The 19,995-nt window shown below is 72.2% G+C and carries 18 protein-coding genes; 14 read left to right on the top strand and 4 right to left on the bottom strand.

The features are described 5' to 3' along the window. Positions 1-47 precede the first annotated feature (47 nt). The 3 genes from ACIHCM_RS24660 to hutI are packed head-to-tail and all read left to right on the top strand — an operon-like array spanning position 48 to position 3,819. Entirely contained in the window at positions 48-1,250 is a 1,203-nt protein-coding gene (locus tag ACIHCM_RS24660; protein ID WP_399899870.1) for an allantoate amidohydrolase, read from the top strand. Then, positions 1,247-2,581: a formimidoylglutamate deiminase gene (locus tag ACIHCM_RS24655; RefSeq protein WP_399899576.1), complete on the top strand. Its 1,335-nt coding sequence runs from the start codon at positions 1,247-1,249 to the stop codon at positions 2,579-2,581. The genes ACIHCM_RS24660 and ACIHCM_RS24655 overlap by 4 nt, the downstream gene beginning before the upstream one ends. A 32-nt stretch (positions 2,582-2,613) precedes the next feature. After that, entirely contained in the window at positions 2,614-3,819 is a 1,206-nt protein-coding gene (gene hutI / locus ACIHCM_RS24650; protein ID WP_399899573.1) for an imidazolonepropionase, read from the top strand. A 7-nt stretch (positions 3,820-3,826) separates the two neighbouring features. Here hutI and ACIHCM_RS24645 read toward each other — a convergent pair whose 3' ends face one another. Then, positions 3,827-5,422, bottom strand: coding sequence for a ricin-type beta-trefoil lectin domain protein (locus tag ACIHCM_RS24645; RefSeq protein ID WP_399899570.1), 1,596 nt, complete (start codon positions 5,420-5,422; stop codon positions 3,827-3,829). Positions 5,423-5,690: 268 nt separating this feature from the next. After that, positions 5,691-6,629 (bottom strand): RNA polymerase sigma factor SigF, encoded by a 939-nt coding sequence (locus ACIHCM_RS24640; RefSeq protein ID WP_399899567.1) that lies wholly within the window; start codon positions 6,627-6,629, stop codon positions 5,691-5,693. Between the two features lie 252 nt (positions 6,630-6,881). Here ACIHCM_RS24640 and ACIHCM_RS24635 point away from each other — a divergent pair, with 252 nt between their 5' ends. The 6 genes from ACIHCM_RS24635 (at position 6,882) to ACIHCM_RS24610 (ending at position 12,044) form a co-directional block, all read left to right on the top strand. Next, positions 6,882-7,265, top strand: a complete 384-nt coding sequence (locus tag ACIHCM_RS24635; protein WP_393109287.1) for an STAS domain-containing protein — start codon at positions 6,882-6,884, stop codon at positions 7,263-7,265. A gap of 176 nt (positions 7,266-7,441) precedes the next feature. Next, positions 7,442-7,978 (top strand): ATP-binding protein, encoded by a 537-nt coding sequence (locus ACIHCM_RS24630; RefSeq protein WP_399899565.1) that lies wholly within the window; start codon positions 7,442-7,444, stop codon positions 7,976-7,978. Between the two features lie 119 nt (positions 7,979-8,097). Next, positions 8,098-8,781, top strand: a complete 684-nt coding sequence (locus ACIHCM_RS24625; RefSeq protein ID WP_399899866.1) for an LPXTG cell wall anchor domain-containing protein — start codon at positions 8,098-8,100, stop codon at positions 8,779-8,781. A 61-nt stretch (positions 8,782-8,842) separates the two neighbouring features. After that, positions 8,843-9,697, top strand: coding sequence for a hypothetical protein (locus tag ACIHCM_RS24620; protein ID WP_399899563.1), 855 nt, complete (start codon positions 8,843-8,845; stop codon positions 9,695-9,697). After that, positions 9,694-10,749 carry a hypothetical protein gene (locus ACIHCM_RS24615; RefSeq protein WP_399899560.1) on the top strand — a complete coding sequence of 352 codons (1,056 nt, stop codon included), beginning with the start codon at positions 9,694-9,696 and terminating at the stop codon, positions 10,747-10,749. The genes ACIHCM_RS24620 and ACIHCM_RS24615 overlap by 4 nt, the downstream gene beginning before the upstream one ends. 35 nt (positions 10,750-10,784) lie before the next feature. After that, the gene (locus ACIHCM_RS24610) at positions 10,785-12,044 is read left to right on the top strand and encodes a hypothetical protein (RefSeq protein ID WP_399899863.1); all 1,260 of its coding nucleotides are present in this window, start codon (positions 10,785-10,787) and stop codon (positions 12,042-12,044) included. 87 nt (positions 12,045-12,131) lie between these two features. Here ACIHCM_RS24610 and ACIHCM_RS24605 read toward each other — a convergent pair whose 3' ends face one another. Beyond that, a complete protein-coding gene (locus tag ACIHCM_RS24605) occupies positions 12,132-13,625 on the bottom strand; it encodes a peptide MFS transporter (RefSeq protein ID WP_399899556.1) in 1,494 nt (497 codons plus the stop codon). A 490-nt stretch (positions 13,626-14,115) separates the two neighbouring features. On the opposite strand from ACIHCM_RS24605, the gene ACIHCM_RS24600 reads away from it, so the two are divergent. Continuing rightward, positions 14,116-14,793 (top strand): response regulator transcription factor, encoded by a 678-nt coding sequence (locus tag ACIHCM_RS24600; RefSeq protein ID WP_141311399.1) that lies wholly within the window; start codon positions 14,116-14,118, stop codon positions 14,791-14,793. 53 nt (positions 14,794-14,846) lie between these two features. After that, positions 14,847-16,115: an ATP-binding protein gene (locus ACIHCM_RS24595; protein WP_399899553.1), complete on the top strand. Its 1,269-nt coding sequence runs from the start codon at positions 14,847-14,849 to the stop codon at positions 16,113-16,115. Positions 16,116-16,170: 55 nt separating this feature from the next. On the opposite strand, the gene ACIHCM_RS24590 is transcribed toward ACIHCM_RS24595, so the two are convergent. Continuing rightward, positions 16,171-16,686: a GtrA family protein gene (locus tag ACIHCM_RS24590; protein ID WP_399899550.1), complete on the bottom strand. Its 516-nt coding sequence runs from the start codon at positions 16,684-16,686 to the stop codon at positions 16,171-16,173. Between the two features lie 140 nt (positions 16,687-16,826). Between ACIHCM_RS24590 and ACIHCM_RS24585 the strand changes: the two genes are divergently transcribed. From ACIHCM_RS24585 to ACIHCM_RS24575, 3 genes are read left to right on the top strand one after another with little or no spacing between them, the layout of a single operon-like run. Then, on the top strand, positions 16,827-17,966 hold the full coding sequence (locus tag ACIHCM_RS24585; protein ID WP_399899547.1) for a 5-(carboxyamino)imidazole ribonucleotide synthase: 1,140 nt from the start codon (positions 16,827-16,829) through the stop codon (positions 17,964-17,966). Next, positions 17,963-18,487: a 5-(carboxyamino)imidazole ribonucleotide mutase gene (purE, locus tag ACIHCM_RS24580; RefSeq protein WP_399899544.1), complete on the top strand. Its 525-nt coding sequence runs from the start codon at positions 17,963-17,965 to the stop codon at positions 18,485-18,487. Before ACIHCM_RS24585 ends, purE begins: the two co-directional genes overlap by 4 nt. Before the next feature lie 23 nt (positions 18,488-18,510). Continuing rightward, a complete protein-coding gene (locus ACIHCM_RS24575) occupies positions 18,511-19,689 on the top strand; it encodes a dipeptidase (RefSeq protein ID WP_399899542.1) in 1,179 nt (392 codons plus the stop codon). Positions 19,690-19,995 lie beyond the last annotated feature (306 nt).

Genomic DNA, 19,995 nt, shown 5'->3' with positions numbered 1-19,995 from the left:
CGGCGGCCCCGGCACCCGCCGCCCCGGGCGGTGCCTCGTTCCAGGAGATGTGGCGCGAGTTGCTCCCGGTCGGCCGGCACCCCGGCACCCGTGGCTACCGCCGCTACGCCTGGACCGGTGCCGACGCCGAGTGCCGGGAGTGGTTCCGGGCGCAGGCCGAGGCGCGGGGGCTGGTCCACGAGCTGGACCGGAACGGCAACCAGTGGGCCTGGCTCGGGGATCCGGCGCAGGGGGACGCGGTCGTCACGGGGTCGCATCTCGACTCCGTGCCCGACGGCGGGGCCTTCGACGGGCCCCTCGGGGTCGTGTCGTCGTTCGCCGCGCTCGACGAACTCCGGGGCCGCGGCGTGCGCCTGGCCAGGCCCCTCGCCGTCGTCAACTTCGGCGACGAGGAGGGCGCCCGGTTCGGCCTCGCCTGCGTCGGCTCCCGGCTCGCCGCCGGGCAGCTCACCGTCGAGCAGGCGCATCGCCTGACCGACGGCGACGGGATCACCCTGCCGCGGGCCATGGAGGCCGCCGGATACGACCCCGGCGCCATCGGACCGGACCCGGAGCGGCTCGCCCGCATCGGTGCCTTCGTCGAGCTGCACGTCGAACAGGGCCGCGCCCTCGACCTGACCGGCGACCGGGTGGGCGTCGCCAGCGCCATCTGGCCGCACGGCCGGTGGCGGTTCGACTTCCGGGGCGAGGCCAACCACGCGGGCACCACCCGGCTCGTGGACCGGCGCGACCCCATGCTGCCGTACGCCGAGACCGTCCTCGCCGCCCGCCGTGAGGCCCACCTCGCGCAGGCCGTCGCCACCTTCGGCAAGATCTCCGTCGAGCCCAACGGCGTCAACGCCATCCCCTCCCTGGTGCGCGGCTGGCTCGACTCCCGCGCCGCCGACCAGGAGACCCTCGACACCGTCGTCACCGGGATCCAGCAGACGGCCCGTGAGTACGCCGAAGCGCACGGCGTCGACCTGGACGTCGTACGGGAGTCCTTCACGCCGGTCGTCGAGTTCGACCACGCCCTGCGCGACGAGATCGCCCGCATCCTCGGCAAGGACACCGGCCTCACGGTGCCCGTCCTCGGCACCGGCGCCGGACACGACGCCGGAATCCTGTCCGGGACGATCCCGACCGCCATGCTGTTCGTGCGCAACCCCACCGGCGTCTCGCACTCCCCGGCCGAGTTCGCCACCGAGGACGACTGCGTGGCCGGAGTGAACGCACTCGCCGACGTACTGGAAGGGCTGGCCCGCGCGTGACACGGACGTACTGGCTGGAGCACGCCTGGCTCGGCACCTACGCCGAGCCGGGAGTCGCCGTCGACACCGCGGACGGCCGGATCACCGCCGTCCGCCAGGACACCGGGGCCCCGCCCCCCGGTGCCGAGATCCTCCGTGGCCTCACCCTTCCCGGCCTGGCCAACGCCCACAGCCACGCCTTCCACCGCGCCCTGCGTGGCGTCGTGCAGGTCGGCTCGGGCACCTTCTGGACCTGGCGCGAGGTGATGTACGCCACCGCCGACCGGCTGACCCCGGACACCTATCACGCGCTGGCGAGGGCCGCCTACGCCGAGATGGCCCTCGCGGGCGTCACGGCAGTCGGCGAGTTCCACTACGTGCACCACGCCCACGGCGGTACCCCTTACTCCGACCCGAACGCCATGGGTGAGGCCCTCGTCGCGGCGGCCGCCGAGGCCGGGATCCGCATCACCCTCCTCGACACCTGTTATCTCTCCGCCGGCTTCGGACAGCCGCCCAACGCCCACCAGTTGCGCTTCTCCGACGGGACGGCCGAGGAGTGGGCCGAACGCTGTTCAGTTCTCAAGGAACGGGATCACGCGCGGATCGGTGCGGCGATCCACTCCGTGCGGGCCGTGCCCGCCGACCAGTTGTCGACCGTGGCCAGGTGGGCCGAGGAGCGGCGGGCCCCGCTGCATGTGCACCTGTCCGAGCAGACCGCCGAGAACGACGCCTGCCTCGGCGCACACGGCCGCACCCCCACCCGGCTCCTCGCCGACCACGGCGTCCTCGGCCCCCGCACCACCGGCGTCCACAACACGCACCTCACCGCCGAGGACATCGCCCTGATCGGCGGCAGCTCCACCGGCACCTGCATGTGCCCCACCACCGAGCGCGACCTGGCCGACGGCATCGGGCCGGCCGCCGCCCTCCAGAAGGCGGGCTCCCCCCTCAGCCTCGGCTCCGACAGCCATGCAGTCATCGACCTGCTCGAAGAGGCGCGCGCGATGGAGCTGAACGAGCGGCTGCGCACCCGCACCCGCGGTCACTGGACGGCCGCCGCCCTGCTGCGGGCCGCCTCGGCGGACGGTCATGCCGCGCTCGGCTGGGCGGACGCGGGCACTTTGGAGCCCGGCGCGCTCGCCGACTTCACGACGGTCGCGCTCGACTCGGTCAGAACCGCGGGGCCGCTGCCCGGACTCGGCGCCGAGACGGCCGTATTCGCCGCGACGGCGGCGGACGTGCGCCATACGGTCGTGGGTGGGCGGCATGTCGTACGCGACGGGGCGCACACCCTCGTACCCGATGTTCCGCAGGCCCTCGCGCAAGCCGTCGACGCCCTGCGCGCCTGACGACCGCCGACCCGAGCCCCCACGAGGACGCCATGAGCAGCAGCAGCGCCACCAGCACCGACGCCGGCACGACGACGGTCATCACCAACATCGCCACACTGGTCACCAACGACCCCTCCCTCGGTGACGGATCCCCCCTGGGCCTGATCCGGGACGCGGCCGTCGTCATCGACGGCGACCGCGTCGCGTGGACCGGTGAATCAAGCAAAGCACCCGCCACTGACAACCGGGTCGACGCCGGCGGCCGTGCGGTGATCCCCGGCTTCGTGGACTCCCACTCCCACCTCGTCTTCGCGGGCGACCGCACCGAGGAGTTCAACGCCCGTATGTCGGGCCGCGCGTACAGCGCGGGCGGCATCCGGACCACGGTCGCCGCCACCCGCGCCGCCTCGGACGCGGCGCTCGAAGCCAACCTCACCCGTCACCTTGCCGAAGCCCTGCGCCAGGGCACCACGACCTTCGAGACCAAGTCCGGCTACGGCCTCACCGTGGAGGACGAGTCGCGGGCCCTGCGCATCGCCGCCGCCCACACCGACGAGGTCACCTTCCTCGGCGCCCACATCGTCTCCCCCGACTACGCCGAGGACCCGGCGGCGTACGTCGCCCTGGTCACCGGCGAGATGCTCGACGCCTGCGCGCCGTACGCCCGCTGGATCGACGTCTTCTGCGAGAAGGGCGCCTTCGACGGCGACCAGGCCCGCGCCGTCCTCCTCGCGGGCAAGGCCCGGGGCCTGCATCCGCGCGTCCACGCCAACCAGCTGACGTACGGCCCCGGGGTCCAGCTCGCCGTCGAGCTGGACGCGGCCTCCGCCGACCACTGCACCCACCTCACCGACGCGGACGTCGACGCGCTGGCCAGCGGCTCCACCGTCGCCACCCTGCTTCCCGGCGCCGAGTTCTCCACCCGCGCCGAGTGGCCGGACGCCCGCCGGCTGCTCGACGCGGGAGTCACCGTGGCGCTGTCGACGGACTGCAACCCGGGCTCGTCGTTCACCTCGTCCGTGCCGTTCTGCATCGCGCTCGCCGTACGGGACATGCGCATGACCCCGGATGAGGCGCTCTGGTCCGCCACGGCGGGCGGCGCCCGCGCCCTGCGCCGCGACGACATCGGCCGCCTGAGCCCCGGTGCCTGCGCCGACCTGGCGCTCCTCGACGCCCCGAGCCACGTCCACCTCGCCTACCGGCCGGGCGTCCCCCTGGTGACCGGGGTGTGGCGGCGGGGCCGGCGCGTTCACTGACGTCCCGTCAGGCCGCGCCGGCCCGCCACCGCTGGTCCGGGTCCCCGTCCGAGTCGTGCAGCGGACGGAAGACCAGCCCGCCCTCGCCGTCCGGCGTCACCGCCGTCTCCTGGTCGAGGGCGGGCCGGATCAGCCCGGCACCGTCGACCAGGAACATCAGGTTCCGGGCGTTCCTGCCCTCGACGGACGAGCAGGTCCAGATCCCCACCCCCCGGTCCGTGGCACCCCGGCTGTCCAGGCAGTACTCCGGATCGGCGGCCGACTGGAGCACACCCCGCCCGCCGTCCACCCGCCAGCGCTGCGTGACGGCAGGCGAACAGGGCGCCGTGATCACGTCCACGCCCTTGTCCAGCTCCCCGTCCCGGATGTCCAGGCAGAGCCCCGAGGCGACGTTCACGACCTGCGCGTAGGCGCTGCCCGGCGGATGGGCGGGCGCAGACGGCGGCGGGGTCGGGGACGGCTCCGGCGGCCGGGCCGTCCGCGACGGCGACGGACTCGCCGTGGGCGAGGGGGACTTGGCGGTCCGCGTGGGCGAAGGTGAGGGGGGTGTGGGGGCCGCCGGCACCGTCGCCGTCACCGTCACCGCCGGCGGCGGGGTGGCGCCGATCCGGTGCGCGGCGTTCCCGGTGGGGGAGTCGCCCGGGGACAGCAGGAAGAACAGCAGCGGAGTGAGCGCCACCCCCAGTCCGGCCGAGGCCAGCGCGACCCGTCGGGACGGCGGCCAGGCCCGCTCCCGCACGCCACCGCCGTCCGCGCCGGGCACACCGGTGAGCCGCGACGCGTTCCCCGCGTCCGGCGCGTCGCCGGTCCGCGCCGCGTACGCCGCGCCGGCCCACGGCATCAGCCCCTCCGCCAGCGCGGTCCGCGGGGCGTCGCGCAGGGCGGTCAGCTCCTCGTGGGCGGTGGCGCAGTGCGGGCAGCGCGCCATGTGGGCGACCAGGTCGGGACTGTGCCGGGGCGAGGCGGGCCGTACAGACTCCTCGATCAGGCGGCGGAAGTCCTGGCACGCGGGGTCGTCGGAGGCGGCGAGCCGGGCCCGCAGCAGGGACCGGCCGAGCGTGCCCAGCGCCGGCTCGATGCCGTACGTCACGTCCTCGCGGGTGATGCCCAGCAGTACGGCTGTGCGTTCGGGGCTCTCCTGTTCCACGAGGCCGTACCAGATCAGGCCGCGGGAGCGGTCGGGCAGTGCCTTGTACGCGGCGAGCATGGGCGGTACGGGCCCGCCGGGTCCGCCCGTGCTGAGGACCAGCAGCAGGCCCGCGTCGAGCGCCGCCGAGCGGCCGTCCTCGGCCCAGGTCGCGGCCACCCGGGCCGTCAGCAGCAGGAGCTGGTGCCGCCACGGGGTGGCCGGATCGGTTCCGTGGGCAGCCTTCCGGGCCGCCAGGGTGAACGCCTGCGCCGCCAGCTGACGGGCCGCCGAGTCGCCGGTCGTGCACAGCCGGGCATAGGCGAGGACCGACTCGCGGTGGCGGGCACGCAGTTCCTGGAGTGCCGGGTAGGCGGCGGCGGTGCCGGCGCGCAGCAGTTCGGTCAGGCGTGCGTCCGGCGCGCCGGACTGCCCGCCGTCCGCCGCGCCGTTGTCGGTTCCCTCGGGCCGAGCCATCCACCCGCCTCCTCGCGTCCCCGCCGGAGCCCGGCCAAGTCCCTGACGTACCGGCCAGTTTGGAGGCTGACCATAGTGGTGGAGAGGGGCCTGGGGGGAAAGATGTTACCGAGGGTAATGGGATGGATGGGGCTCCAGAAGGGAGGGAGGAGGGGCGGCAGGAGGGGCGACGCGGCGGAGGCGAAAAGGCGCGTCCGGCGCCCGAGGGCGCCGGACGGAAAGCCTGTCGAGCGGTCTCACTCCGGGCCGGTCCCACGCCGGCCCGGCCTCACTCCTCGACCGTCAGCCCCTTGCGCAGCCGCCCCAGCGTGCGCGACAGCAGCCGCGAGACGTGCATCTGCGAGATGCCCAGCTCCTCGCCGATCTCCGACTGGGTCATGTTGGCGACGAATCGGAGCGAGAGGATCTTCCGGTCCCGGTGCGGGAGTTCCGCGATCAGCGGCTTGAGGGACTCGACGTACTCGATGCCCTCGATCCCGTGGTCCTCGTACCCGATGCGGTCCGCGAGAGCGCCCTCGCTGTCGTCCTCCTCGGGCTGCGCGTCCAGCGAGGAGGCGGTGTAGGCGTTCGACGCGGCCATGCCCTCGACGACCTCGTCGCGGGACAGCCCGAGCCGTTCGGCCAGTTCCGCCACCGTGGGCGCGCGGTCGAGCTGCTGGGCCAGCTCGTCGCCGGCCTTGGCCAGGTCGAGCCGGAGCTCCTGCAGCCGGCGCGGGACGCGCACGGACCACGAGGTGTCACGGAAGAAGCGCTTGATCTCGCCGATGATGGTTGGCATGGCGAAGGTGGGGAACTCGACGCCACGGCTGAGTTCGAAGCGGTCGATCGCCTTGATGAGGCCGATGGTGCCGACCTGGATGATGTCCTCCATCGGCTCGCTGCGGGAGCGGAAGCGGGAGGCGGCGAACTTGACCAGGGCGAGGTTGAGTTCGACGAGAGTGTTGCGCACGTAGGAGTACTCGTGCGTGCCTTCCTCGAGCGATTCCAGCCGCTCGAAGAGGGTCTTGGACAGGGCCCGCGCATCGACGGGACCGACCTCGTCGTACGGGGGGATCTCCGGAAGTCCGGCCAGTACGTCGTCCTGGACGGCGAGAGCGTCCGCGGGGACGGCGAACGTCTCGCTGTCCTGCGCGATGGGATCCAGATGTTCCGAAGGGAGTGCCGACGTCGCCGTCCGGGTATGCGATGCGTCGAGCCGGGGTGACATGATGTCCTCCATCGTTCTCGGCATATGGCTGCCGAAGCCAATACGTGCACTGCGGTGTGCGGCGCCTCCAAAGCCGGCCGTGTTGGTTTACGTGTCTGTACTAGCCCTACCCGCTTTCCCGAAGCCTTCGCAAGTGCATTCTGTGTGTATATGTCCGTTTCTGGGCGGATGTTCGGGTGTCGAATGGCGTAGGGAGGGCGTAGTGTTCGGGGGCGACAGTCAGCAGCCACGACCTCGGGAGAGAGAGACGGCATGGACCACGGGACGGTCGGCAGCGCACAGTCGGGCCGGCTTCTGGTGGAGGTGCGGGAGGAGGGCTCCAGCGCCGTTGTGACTCCGGCGGGTGAGCTGGATCACCACACCGCCGATCTGTTGCGCGAGCCACTGGACGAATGCCTCGCCAAGGGTTTCAGCCGTCTGGTCGTCGACTGCTCGCGCCTCGAGTTCTGCGACTCCACCGGGCTGAACGTGCTGCTCGGCGCGCGCCTGAAGGCGGAGGACGCCGGCGGTGGAGTGCACCTGGCCGGGATGCAGCCCGTGGTGGCTCGTGTGTTCGAGATCACGGGAGCGGATGCGGTCTTCACCGTGCACGACACGGTGCAGGCGGCCCTGTCCGGCGAGGGTGAGGCCGACTGAGCCATCCGGGTCGTCCCGAACTAGGGGGTGTTCCCCCGGATCGGTCGGGCAGGAGACATCCTGAACATGTCGGCGGCAATCATGATCGAGCGTGCGGACAGTGAGTACTGAGCACCGACCTATTCGTAACTGAACTCTTGAATCGTGAACTGGTGAATCGGTGAGGTGAAGCGCTGATGAGCACCACCCGGCCCTACTCGCCGGGCGACCGCGGCCCGGAGCCCAGCGGCGCTTCCGGGGCGTCCGAGGGGGGCGTGCCAGGGGCGGGGGCGTCCCAAGGGGGCGCGGCTGTGTCGTCGGGGACGCGTCAGGTCCGCAGGCTGTCGTTCGACGGCGAGAGCGGCGTCGTGCCGCTGGCCCGCGACTTCGCCCGTCAGGCGCTGTACGCGTGGGGCTGGCTGCCGGCCGCGACCGCTGACCAGCGGGCGGCCGCGGAGGACGTACTGCTCGTCGTCTCCGAGCTGGTCACGAACGCGTGCCTGCACGCGGAGGGGCCGGACGAGATGCTCATCACCTGCGACAACAAGGTGATCCGGATCGAGGTCACGGACCGCGGGACGGGCCAGCCCGCGCCGCGGACGCCGCATCGCGCCGGCCGGCCCGGCGGGCACGGGATGTTCATCGTGCAGCGGCTCTGCCTGGACTGGGGGGTCGTACGGGCCCCCGGTGTCGTCGGCAAGAAGGTGTGGGCGGAACTCGGAGCGCCCGCGTAGCGCGCCTCGCATCCCCACACTTCCAACACGCCTCACGTCTTCCCTCCTCATCCCCCCGGGCGTACCTTGACGGCCCGATCTGATGTGCCGTCAGGAATGAGGGGGCGACGATGTCCACCGTGTCGTACCGGAAACGAACCGCGGCGCTCGTGTCCGCCGCGGCCCTGGCCGGCTCCGCCGTGCTGCTCGCCGCCCCGACGGCCCAGGCCGAGGTCGTCGACGTCAACTACCAGTGCGAGACGCCGATCGGCGACAAGAGCGCCGTCTCGCCGATCGACATCGAAGGCGTCGAGAGCGGCTCCGGCTACAAGATCACCATGTCCTGGCAGAAGGGCGTCTCCTCCAGCCCCGTCGAACTCGGCAAGGGCGCGATGAACCCGAGCGCCACCATCGAGCTGGGCGGCGCCGACAGCGGCACGCTCACCGTGACCGGCCACGCCAACCAGGCCGCGATCCCCGCCGACACCCCCATCAAGATCAGCGACCTCTCGGGCACCTACACCCCGAAGAAGACCGGCAAGGTCACCTTCACGGCGGGCGTCCTCACCATCAAGGCCCTGGGGACGACGACGACCTGCACCCCGAGCAACGACCCCGGGCCCTCCCTCACGCTCGACGTCACCGCGCCGGACGGCGGGGGAGCACCCCAGGACGGCGGCGACTCCGGCGCGGAACTCCCGCAGACCGGCCCCGAGGACTCCGCGATCGCCCTCGGCACGCTCGGCGGAACGGTCCTGCTGGCGGGGGCGGCGGGCGCACTGTGGCTGACGCGACGCAACCAGGCGGCGCGGGTACGCCGCTGAGCCGCCGAAAGCCGGGCGGTACGCCGCCGACCACCCCGGAGTACGACCGCTGGAGCCGCCGATGTCGTATCCCACCCGTGCCGTCCCCGCGGCAGGCCTCGCCCTCCTGGCCCTGCTGGGTGCCGCACCCGCGGCGAGCGCGGCGGGCGAGGGCTGGTCCGTCGCGCCCGCCGGTGGTGGCCGTCCCTCGTTCTACGCCGAGGGCACGCCCGGCACGGCCCTGCGCGACACGGTCTCCGTGACCAACCGCACCCGGCGTCCGGTCACGTTCCGGCTGACCGGCACCGGCGTCCCGGTCACCTTTGCCGACGCCGAGGTGCGCGTTCCCGGCCGCACCCGCGCCGACATCGCGTTCACCGTGCACGTGCCCGAGGGGGCCGCGCCCGGCGACCGTGCGGCAACGATCGCCGTGCGGGACGGCGACGGGGGGTCCGCGTCCGTCCCGCTCCTGCTCCGGATCGGGGGGCCCGAGTTGTCCGCGCTCACCGTCGAGCGGGTCGCCGTACACGGTGACCGCGTCACCTACGACCTCGTCAACCGCGGCACCACCGCGGTCGTCCCCACCCTCGCCGTGCGCGTCGACGGCGTCTTCGGCACCCTTGTGGACCGCGCCCCGCGCACCCTGCCCGTCGAACTCGCCCCGGGCCGCCGCCTCCACCTCACCGAGCCCTGGCCGGACCGGCCCGCGCTGGACGCGGTCGACATCCGGCTGACGGTGACCGCGGCGGGCGGGGCGCGGGACAGCGCGCGGACCTCCGCGCGGTTCGTGCCGTGGGGCGGGGTGGTGGCGGGCGGGGTACCGGCCGTCGGTACGGCGGCCCTGGCCGTCGTACTGCGGCGAAGGCGCCGGACGGCACCCGGACCCGCGCCCGAAGCGGTGCGTGAACCGGCCGAGTTGACGGGAGCGGCGAGGTGAGGGCGCGCTTTCTGGTCGCCGCGTTCGCGTCGCTGTTTCTGCTCGCGCCGCCGCATGCAGCCGTGGCCGCCGGCGGGCCGGACGTCAAGCTGTCGAAGTCGCAGGCCGGAACCGGCGGTTCGGTCACCGTGACCGGCAGCGGGTGGCGGGAGCGGGCGCTGCTGATGATCCTGATCTGCGGGCAGTCCGTGCCGTCCCGGGGCGTGATCGGTGGCACCAACTCCTGTGCCAACGCGGACGGCCGGGCCGTCACGACCGACGCCGGGGGCCGGTTCCGCAAGCAACTGCCGGTCGCCGAGCCGCCCGTCCCGTGCCCGTGTGTCGTGCACGTCGCCACGGTCACCGGCCCGAAGGCGCAGGCCGACGCGATCTTCCAGGTGGCCGGGCACTCCGTCGAACCGCTCCCGGCGGAGCCGGCCGGCGGACGTCTGGCGGTGCTCGACGACATCCGGCTCGACGGCTCCGGCGGCCTGCTCACGTGGTTCGGCGCGCCACCCGCCCGCACCCTCGTCCTCACCGTCGGCAACGTCGGCACCTCGGCCGTCACCGACCCCGTCTTCCAGGTGGGCACCTCGCACGGGGTGTTCGCGCCGGAGTGGGAGGAACGGCAGTGGCGCGGCACGATCGCACCCGGCCGGAGGGCACAGATCCGGCTGCCGGCCGAACTGGCGGCCGGGGCGCACGGTGAGTACACCGTCTCGCTGAAGTACGGCGGGAAGGTCCTCGCCGAGCAGCCCTGGGCCGTGGGCCGGCCCTGGGGCGTGACCCTGTTCTGGGTCCTGGTGTGCCTGGTGGTGCCGGCGGCGGTGTTCCGCGCCGGGATGGCCGTGGTCGACCGGGTACGCCCACGGCGGCCGGGCGGCGTACGGCACCGGGGGCTCCCCGTACGGCTGCCGGCCCTGAGCCCCCGTCAGCGACCCCGGCCCCCCTCGAACTCGACCCTGCCGTGGTTCACCCCGGACGCCGATCCGGGCACGGCCGGTCGGCTCTCCGTACCGCACGACGACAGCCCGCCGAGTCGTACGACTCCGCTCAGAAAGGGACCCACGTGAGAACGCGAAGGAGAGTCACACCGGCCGTCCTGGCGATGCTGTTCGCGGGCGCCGGGGTGCTGCTCGGCATCGCCGCGGTGCCCGCCCAGGCAGCCGAGGTGTCGTACGGGACCGAGTGCGTCCCGCCGCCGATCTCCGGACTGCCGCCGGTGCGGGGCACCACGACGGTGCAGGTCACCGCGCCGGCGACGGCGAAGGTGGGCGACGAGGTGGAGGTGGTCTGGAAGTTCGTGCAGGCGGCCTCCAAGAACCCCGACCTCGTGGATCTGCCGGCGAACTCGGTGCAGCCGAGCGGCACCCTCAAGGCGGCCGGCGCCCAGGTCGCGGACATCGCGATGCGGGGGCCGCGGGAGAACCCGCCGATCCCCAAGGGCGGCGCCATGGTGCTGTCCGACATGAAGGGCACGCTGCAACTGACGACGCCGGGCGCGGTGACGCTGACACCCGGCGCGTACGCCATCAACGCCATGTCGACGGACACGAAGTGCGCTCCGCAGGAGGCCGTGCAGGCTGCGGCGACCATCAACGTCACGCCGGGCGACGGCGGCTCGGGAACGGGAAGTCCCACGCCCGGCCCCACGGCGAGTGGCTCCCCGTCGCCCACCTCCGCACCGACGGGAAGCCCGGCCCCCTCGGGCACTCCCGCGCCCACGGCGAGCGGGCAGACCGACTTCACCGGCAAGGAGGTCCAGGTCCCCTACCGGTGCAAGACGCCGATCGGTGACAAGGAGGCCACCTCGCCGGTGCAGATCGACGCCCGTAGGAACGGCGGGAGCTTCGATCTCACCGTGCAGTTCAAGAAGTCGGTGATGGACAGCCCCGCGGAGATCCCGAAGGACTCGGTCAAGCCGTCGATGGAGGTGGCGCTGGGCGGCGCCGACACGGGCACGGTCCATGTCGAGGGACCCACCAACGCCGAGGCGATCAAGGCGGGTGACCCGATCGAGATCCCGGATCTCACCGGCACCTACAAGCCCGGCGCCAGCGGTGAGTCGACGCTGTCGCCGGGCGTGCTGACCATCGAGGCCCTGGGAACGACCACGACCTGCACGCCGGCGAAGACCGAGGTCTCCCTCACCCTGGACACCACCCAGCAGCCGGGCGGCGCCGCGGGCGGCTCGTCCTCGGGCGGCTCGTCGTCCGGCGGCTCCGGCTCGGGCAGTTCGTCCTCGGGCGGCGGCCTCGCCGAGACCGGAGCCGGCGACCACGCCACCCTCAAGGCACTCGCCCTCGTGGCCGGCACGGCGGTCCTGCTGGGCGGCGCGGTCTTCACCTTCCTGCCCCGCAGGTCCTGAGCTTCCTGCCCCGCAGGTCCTGAGCAACGACGAGGGCCACCGCATCCGGCGAGGATGCGGTGGCCCTGCGAACCGTCCGGGCGTGCGTCAGTGCACGTCGCCCATGAGTTCCTTCACGCGCTTGCGGTACATGAAGACCGCCACACCGGCGAGGACCGCGAGGGCGGCCTCCGCGGCCACGACGCCCGTCTTGTTCAGGTCGACGCCGTAGGTGGAGAGCAGACCGGTGACGGCGTCGCCCGCGGTGACCGCGAGGAACCAGACACCCATCATCTGCGAGGCGTACTTCGCCGGGGCCATCTTCGTGGTCACGGACAGGCCCACCGGGGACAGCATCAGCTCACCGGCCGTCTGGCAGAAGTAGATCAGCACGATCCACCACGGCGAGACCTTGCCGCCGTCGGCCGCCATCAGGGGCAGCAGGAAGACGAAGAACGAGATGCCGACGAGGACCAGGCCGCCCGCGAACTTGGCGATGGTGCTCGGCTCCTTGCGGCTGCGTGCCAGTGCCAGCCATACCGTGGCGAACACCGGGGCCAGCGCCATCACCAGCACCGGGTTGACCGACTGGAACCAGGAGACCGGGAACTCCCAGCCCAGGACGTGGTTGTCGACATGCTCGTCCGCGAAGATCGACAGGGTCGAGCCACCCTGGTCGTAGATCATCCAGAACACGGCCGCGGCGACGAAGAACCAGATGTAGCCGGAGACGCGCGACTGCTCGGCGCCGGTGAGGTCCTTGTCACGCTTGATCCGCGCCAGGACGGTGATCGGGACGACCAGACCGATGATCATCAGCGGGACCATCACCCAGTTCAGGGTGTAGTGGCCGGTGCCCACCACGACGGAGTAGAACACCACCGCGATCAGCAGCCAGATCATGGACTTGCGCAGCGTGGCGTTGCGCTCGTCCGTGCTCAGCGGCTTCGGGACGACGCTGGAGCGGTCCGCCAGGTGACGGCTGCCGATCAGGAACTGGACCAGGCCCAGCGCCATGCCGAGTGCGGCGAGCGCGAATCCGAGGTGCCAGTTCACGTTCTGGCCCACGGTGCCGATGATCAGCGGAGCGGCGAAGGCACCCAGGTTGATGCCCATGTAGAAGACCGTGAAGCCGCCGTCGCGGCGCGGGTCGTTCGGGCCGTCGTAGAGGTGGCCGACCATCGTGGAGATGTTGGACTTCAGCAGGCCGGAGCCGATGGCCACGAGCAGCAGACCGAAGTAGAAGGTGCCCGCGGTCGGCAGCGCCAGGACGAGGTGACCGGCCATGATGACCGCTCCGGCGATCGCGACCGTCTTCCGCGGACCCCAGACCCGGTCGCCGAACCAGCCGCCGGGCATGGCGAGCAGGTACACCGTCGAGACGTAGACGGAATAGATGGCGATCGCCGTGCCGGCGTCCAGGCCGAGCCCGGCGGGGGCGACCAGGTAGAGGGGAAGCAGTGCCCTCATGCCGTAGTAGGAGAACCGCTCCCACATCTCGGTCATGAAGAGAGTGGCCAGTCCGCGGGGGTGGCCGAAGAAGGTCTTCTCGGAACCGGGGGTTCCCGGGGAGGCCGAGTCCTTCGTCAGGCTGGACGCCATGGTCGATCCTTGCTGGTCGGGACGCGCTCAGGAAGCGATGCGCGCCCGGTGGGGGGCGGCCGGCACCGGCGGATCGTCGTCCACCCCACGCCCACGGGGAGTCCGCTCCGGATCACGGAGCGGTGGACGACGCCCACCGGGATCCACGCCTCGCGTGCCTGGAAGTGCGCGCGCGGCCCGGCCACAGGTCATTCCTTTCGAGGCCGGCCGGAGCCGGCCCGCACACAAAAGAGACCCCTGGCGACAGAACGTCCGCCAAAGGTCCCCACGGTGCTACAGGCGTTCAATCACCATACGACAGGAGACTGCCGGAAATGGAAGGACTTGAGACCGGGATCACAGGTGTCGCCGGAACCACAGTCGCCCTTTCGAAGGTCCTTGCCGGAATCCCACGCTACAGAAGCAGGTTCGTACCAAAGCACGACAGGGTAAGAATCCGGGCCTCGTCATCGCGCCCCGGCCCAGGCCACGGGCGGACTACCATCACCTCATGACCCGTGTACTGCTCGCCGAGGACGACGCGTCCATCTCGGAGCCGCTGGCGCGCGCACTGCGCCGGGAGGGTTACGAGGTCGAGGTGCGTGAGGACGGACCCACCGCGCTCGACGCGGGCATCCAGGGCGGCGTCGACCTGGTCGTGCTGGACCTCGGGCTGCCCGGCATGGACGGCCTGGAGGTGGCCCGCCGACTGCGCGCCGAGGGCCACACCGTGCCCATCCTGATCCTCACGGCACGCGCCGACGAGGTGGACACCGTCGTCGGTCTCGACGCGGGTGCCGACGACTACGTCACCAAGCCGTTCCGCCTCGCCGAGCTGCTCGCCCGGGTCAGGGCCCTGCTGCGCCGCGGTGCCGCCGAGCCCCAGCAGCCGCCCGCCACGCACGGGGTGCGGATCGACGTCGAGTCGCACCGCGCCTGGATGGGCGACGAGGAGCTCCAGCTCACCGCCAAGGAGTTCGACCTGCTGCGGGTCCTGGTCCGGGACGCCGGCCGGGTCGTCACCCGGGACCAGCTGATGCGCGAGGTCTGGGACACCACCTGGTGGTCGTCCACCAAGACTCTCGACATGCACATCTCCTGGCTGCGCAAGAAGCTGGGCGACGACGCGGCGAACCCCCGCTACATCGCGACCGTCCGCGGCGTGGGCTTCCGCTTCGAGAAGAGCTAGTCCCGCGCCGCCCCAGCGGGGTAAGCCGCGGGTAATACACGGGTAAGAGGGACATGCGCCGCCGACTGATCCAGTCCACGCTCGCCGTGGTGCTCGTCGTGATCGCCGTGTTCGGCGTCTCCCTCGTCGTGGTGGAGACCCGGACGATCAGCACCAGCGCCCAGGAACGGGTCGAGTCCGAGGCGGTGCGGCTGACCGGCATCGTCGACAGCCGGATCCTCGGCGACGAGCAGATCACCTCCGAGATCCTCGTCGACCAGGTCGGCGACGAGCGGTATGCCGTGGTCCACATCCCCGGCCAGCCGCCGATCGAGATCGGCGAGAAGCCCTCCGGCGACGTCATCGAGTCGACCCGGCAGGGCGAGGAGGGCGAGACGGTCACCGTCCAGGAGCCGCGTTCCGCGGTGACCCGGGAGGTCGGCCGCACCCTGCTGATGATCGGGGCGGTGGCGCTGCTGGCCGTCATCGCCGCGGTGCTGCTCGCCCTGCGGCAGGCCAACCGGCTCGCCTCGCCGCTCACGGACCTCGCGGAGACCGCCGAACGACTGGGCTCCGGCGACCCCCGTCCCCGCCGCAAGCGGTACGGCGTGCCCGAGCTGGACCGCGTCGCGGACGTCCTGGACGCCTCCGCCGAACGCATCGCCCGGATGCTCACCGCCGAGCGCCGCCTCGCCGCCGACGCCTCCCACCAGCTGCGCACCCCGCTCACCGCGCTGTCGATGCGGCTGGAGGAGATCACCCTCACCGACGACCCGGCCACCGTGAAGGAGGAGGCGACCATCGCGCTCACGCAGGTGGAACGCCTCACGGACGTCGTCGAACGGCTGCTCACCAACAGCCGCGACCCGCGGACCGGCTCCGCGGTCACCTTCGATCTGGACGAGGTGATCCAGCAGCAGCTCGCGGAGTGGCGCCCGGCCTACCGCAGTGCGGGCCGGGCCATCGTCAGCTCCGGCAAGCGGCATCTGGAGGCGGTGGGCACCCCGGGCGCGGTCGCCCAGGTGCTGGCGGCGCTGATCGAGAACTCCCTCATGCACGGGGGCGGCACGGTCGCCCTGCGGACCCGGGTCACCGGCAACCAGGCGGTCATCGAGGTCACCGACGAGGGCACCGGCGTGCCGGCCGACCTCGGCGCCCGCATCTTCGAGCGCGCGATCAGCGGCCGCAACTCCACCGGCATCGGCCTGGCCGTCGCCCGCGACCTGGCGGAGGCCGACGGGGGGCGCCTGGAGATGCTCCAGACCCAGCCGCCGGTCTTCGGGCTGTTCCTGTCGCGTACGCCGCTGGCGAAGGCGTCGGACGAGGAGCGGACGGTCCGCTGAGGCGCGGGCCGGGGGCCGGGCGATCCAGGGGGCCGGGAGGCTGACGGCGCCGGTGTCAGACCCGGGCCCGCTGCGGCGGCCGGACCTGCTCGGCGGCCTCCACGGAGGCCTCCAGGAACGATTCCGCGTTCGCCACCGCCTCCCGGGCGGGCAGCGCCCGGAACACCCAGCTGCGGTAGGACCAGAAGCGGAAGAGCGTCGCGACACCGATGCCGAGGAACTTGAAGACGTTGCTCTGCAGCGGGCTGTCCCAGCCGAAGCCGTAGGTCGCCACGTACAGCACGCCGTTCTCGATCACCAGGCCGACCGCGCTGAACAGCAGGAACAGCGTCATTTCCCGGGTACGGCCGCTCTTGTCGCGGTCGCGGTAGGTGAAGTAGCGAAAGCCCAGGTAGTTGAAGGCGATCGCCACCACCGTCGCGATCACGCTGGCACGCACCACCTGGAGCTCGGTCACATGCCGGACCAGGTTGAACACGAGGAGGTTGACGAGGAGACCCGCGCCACCCACAGCTCCGAACCTGGCGACCTCCCGTACGAGCCTGCGCAGCCCTGCGGAACCACGTCCCATGGTCGTACAGGCCCCCAGTCGGTCGGTTCCGTCAACTCCGCCATGCTAACCACCGCCTTCCCGTGATCGCCTGTGTATGTCCTCACGCCCGCCGAAGAGGCGGAATCCGGCCGACCTGGCGTGGCCGTTACCCTGGGTGCGTGACGTTCCCGGTAGTCGGCATGGTCGGCGGGGGCCAGCTCGCGCGTATGACGCACGAAGCGGGCATCCCGTTGGGCATCAGGTTCAAGCTCCTCAGTGACACCCCGCAGGATTCCGCGGCGCAGGTGGTCGGCGATGTGGTCGTCGGCGACTATCGCGACCTGGACACGCTGCGTGACTTCGCACGCGGGTGCGATGTGATCACGTTCGATCACGAGCACGTGCCCACCGAGCATCTCCGGGCCCTGGAGGCGGACGGCATCCCCGTGCGCCCCGGACCCGACGCTCTCGTGCACGCCCAGGACAAGGGCGTGATGCGCGCGAAGCTCGACGCGATCGGCGTGCCGTGCCCGCGCCACCGCATCGTGAGCGACCCGCAGGACGTGGTCGCGTTCGCGGCCGAGGGCGACGGGTTCCCCGTCGTCCTCAAGACCGTCCGCGGTGGCTACGACGGCAAGGGCGTGTGGGTCGTGGACTCCGCCGAGGAGGCCGCCGAGCCGTTCCGCGCCGGCGTGCCCGTCCTCGCCGAGGAGAAGGTCGACTTCGTCCGGGAACTCGCGGCGAACGTCGTCCGCTCCCCGCACGGCCAGGCCGTGGCCTACCCGGTCGTCGAGTCCCAGCAGGTCGGCGGTGTCTGCGACACGGTGATCGCGCCCGCCCCCGGCCTCGACGAGGCCCTCGCCCTGCACGCCGAGGAGATGGCGCTGACCATCGCCAAGGAACTCGGTGTCGTCGGCCACCTCGCCGTCGAACTGTTCCAGACCCGCGACGGGAACATCCTGGTCAACGAACTGGCGATGCGCCCGCACAACTCCGGCCACTGGTCGATGGACGGCGCCGTCACCTCCCAGTTCGCCAACCACGTCCGTGCCGTTCTCGATCTTCCGCTCGGCGACCCGCGCCCGCGCGCGAAGTGGACGGTCATGGTCAACGTGCTCGGCGGCGACTACCCCGACATGTACTCCGCGTACCTGCACTGCATGGCCCGCGACCCCAAGCTGAAGATCCACATGTACGGCAAGGACGTGAAGCCCGGCCGCAAGGTCGGACACGTCAACACCTACGGCGACGACCTCGACGACGTGCTGGAGCGCGCCCGTCACGCTGCCGGCTACCTGAGAGGCACGATCACCGAATGAGCCCCGTTGTTGGCATCGTCATGGGGTCGGACTCCGACTGGCCCGTCATGGAGGCCGCCGCCAAGGCGCTCGACGAGTTCGAGATCGGCTACGAGGTCGACGTCGTCTCCGCGCACCGGATGCCGCGCGAGATGGTCACGTACGGCGAGCAGGCCGCGGACCGGGGACTCAAGGTGATCATCGCCGGGGCGGGCGGTGCCGCGCATCTGCCGGGCATGCTCGCCTCCGTGACCCCGCTGCCGGTGATCGGCGTCCCCGTGCCGCTGAAGTACCTGGACGGCATGGACAGCCTGCTCTCCATCGTGCAGATGCCGGCCGGCGTGCCCGTCGCCACGGTCTCGGTCGCGGGGGCCCGTAACGCCGGGCTGCTCGCGGCACGTATCCTCGCCGCCCACGACGAGGAACTGCTCGGCCGGATGCGGGACTTCCAGCAGGAGCTGAACGACCAGGCCACCGAGAAGGGCAAGCGGCTGCGCGCCAAGGTCGAGGGCGCGGGCAACGGCTTCGGCTTCGGCAACTGACGGCGAACGACACGGGAACGGCGATGACGACACTGGACGAGGCCCGGGAACTGCTGCGCGAGTTCCCGGTGGCCGACGGGCACAACGACCTGCCCTGGGCGCTGCGCGAGCAGGTCCGCTACGACCTCGACGCCCGGGACATCGCCGCTCCCCAGGGCGCCCATCTGCACACCGACCTGCCACGGCTGCGCGAGGGCGGGGTCGGGGCGCAGTTCTGGTCGGTGTACGTCCGCTCGGACCTGCCCGACGCGGTGCCTGCGACGCTGGAACAGATCGACTGCGTACGGCAGTTGCTCGCCCGGTACCCGAAGGTGCTGGCTCCCGCCCTGACGGCCGGTGACATGGAGACGGCGCGCGCGGAGGGCCGTATCGCCTCCCTCATGGGTGCCGAGGGCGGCCACTCCATCGCCAACTCCCTCGCGACGCTGCGGTCGTTGTACGCGCTCGGCGTCCGGTATCTGACCCTCACCCACAACGACAACGTGGCCTGGGCGGACTCCGCGACCGACGCGCCCGGCGTCGGCGGCCTGTCGGCCTTCGGCCGTGAGGTGGTGCGGGAGATGAACCGCGAGGGCATGCTGGTCGACCTGTCGCACGTGGCCGCGACGACCATGCGGGACGCGCTCGACACCACCGCCGCGCCGGTGATCTTCTCGCACTCCTCCGCGCGGGCCGTCTGTGATCACCCGCGCAACATCCCCGACGACGTGCTGGAGCGCCTGCCCGCCAACGGGGGCGTCGCCATGGTGACGTTCGTGCCGAAGTTCGTGCTCCAGGCCGCCGTCGACTGGACGGCCGAGGCCGACGAGAACATGCGTGCGCACGGCTTCCACCACCTCGACACCACGGCCGAGGCGATGCAGGTGCACCGGGCCTTCGAGGAGCGCCACCCGCGTCCGGTCGCGACCGTGGCGACCGTCGCCGACCACCTCGACCACATGCGCGAAGTGGCCGGCGTCGACCACCTGGGCATCGGCGGCGACTACGACGGCACCGCGTTCACCCCCCAGGGCCTGGACGACGTCTCCGGTTACCCGAACCTCGTCGCGGAACTCCTGGACCGCGGCTGGTCCAAGTCCGACTTGGCCAAGCTCACCTGGCGGAACGCGGTACGGGTCCTGGGCGCGGCGGAAGACGTGTCCCGCGACCTTCAGGCCACGCGCGGTCCGTCCAACGCGACGATCGACTCGCTGGACGGCTGACGCCGGGACGCCGGGCCGGAGCAGCGGCCGGCCTCCCGTGGCCCGGCTGCGCCGCGCGCCGGGCGGGCTCGCTGGGGCGGAGGGTGTCGGCCGGGTCGGCGGGTCCGGGCTCCTCGCCAGGGCCTCGCGGTGCTGGGCTGCGCAATGTGCCAGAGGTGGAGCGGGCTCGCTGGGCGGAGGGCCTTGGCCGGGTCGGTGGGGCCGGGCTGATTCCAGGGGGCGGCACGGCCCCGGGGCTGCCGTGCGGGTGAGCCGGGGTTCGGTGACGGCCCGTCCGGAGTCGGGTTCAAGTGCCGGTGCCAGGCA

It is taken from the genome of Streptomyces sp. NPDC052023 (genome assembly GCF_044548465.1).
Classification (GTDB): domain Bacteria; phylum Actinomycetota; class Actinomycetes; order Streptomycetales; family Streptomycetaceae; genus Streptomyces.
The sequence above is the reverse complement of the archived record's forward strand: the minus strand, read 5'-3'. Positions and strand labels throughout refer to the sequence as shown.

Bases quoted from the DNA above. Each gene is read 5' to 3' on its own strand.
- ACIHCM_RS24660 (WP_399899870.1), top strand. From the start codon at position 48: ATGTGGCGCGAGTTGCTCCCGGTCGGCCGGCACCCCGGCACCCGTGGC.
- hutI (WP_399899573.1), top strand. From the start codon at position 2,614: ATGAGCAGCAGCAGCGCCACCAGCACCGACGCCGGCACGACGACGGTC.
- ACIHCM_RS24645 (WP_399899570.1), bottom strand. From the start codon at position 5,422: ATGGCTCGGCCCGAGGGAACCGACAACGGCGCGGCGGACGGCGGGCAG.
- ACIHCM_RS24640 (WP_399899567.1), bottom strand. From the start codon at position 6,629: ATGTCACCCCGGCTCGACGCATCGCATACCCGGACGGCGACGTCGGCA.
- ACIHCM_RS24635 (WP_393109287.1), top strand. From the start codon at position 6,882: ATGGACCACGGGACGGTCGGCAGCGCACAGTCGGGCCGGCTTCTGGTG.
- ACIHCM_RS24630 (WP_399899565.1), top strand. From the start codon at position 7,442: ATGAGCACCACCCGGCCCTACTCGCCGGGCGACCGCGGCCCGGAGCCC.
- ACIHCM_RS24620 (WP_399899563.1), top strand. From the start codon at position 8,843: ATGTCGTATCCCACCCGTGCCGTCCCCGCGGCAGGCCTCGCCCTCCTG.
- ACIHCM_RS24610 (WP_399899863.1), top strand. From the start codon at position 10,785: ATGCTGTTCGCGGGCGCCGGGGTGCTGCTCGGCATCGCCGCGGTGCCC.
- ACIHCM_RS24605 (WP_399899556.1), bottom strand. From the start codon at position 13,625: ATGGCGTCCAGCCTGACGAAGGACTCGGCCTCCCCGGGAACCCCCGGT.
- ACIHCM_RS24600 (WP_141311399.1), top strand. From the start codon at position 14,116: ATGACCCGTGTACTGCTCGCCGAGGACGACGCGTCCATCTCGGAGCCG.
- ACIHCM_RS24595 (WP_399899553.1), top strand. From the start codon at position 14,847: ATGCGCCGCCGACTGATCCAGTCCACGCTCGCCGTGGTGCTCGTCGTG.
- ACIHCM_RS24590 (WP_399899550.1), bottom strand. From the start codon at position 16,686: ATGGGACGTGGTTCCGCAGGGCTGCGCAGGCTCGTACGGGAGGTCGCC.
- purE (WP_399899544.1), top strand. From the start codon at position 17,963: ATGAGCCCCGTTGTTGGCATCGTCATGGGGTCGGACTCCGACTGGCCC.
- ACIHCM_RS24575 (WP_399899542.1), top strand. From the start codon at position 18,511: ATGACGACACTGGACGAGGCCCGGGAACTGCTGCGCGAGTTCCCGGTG.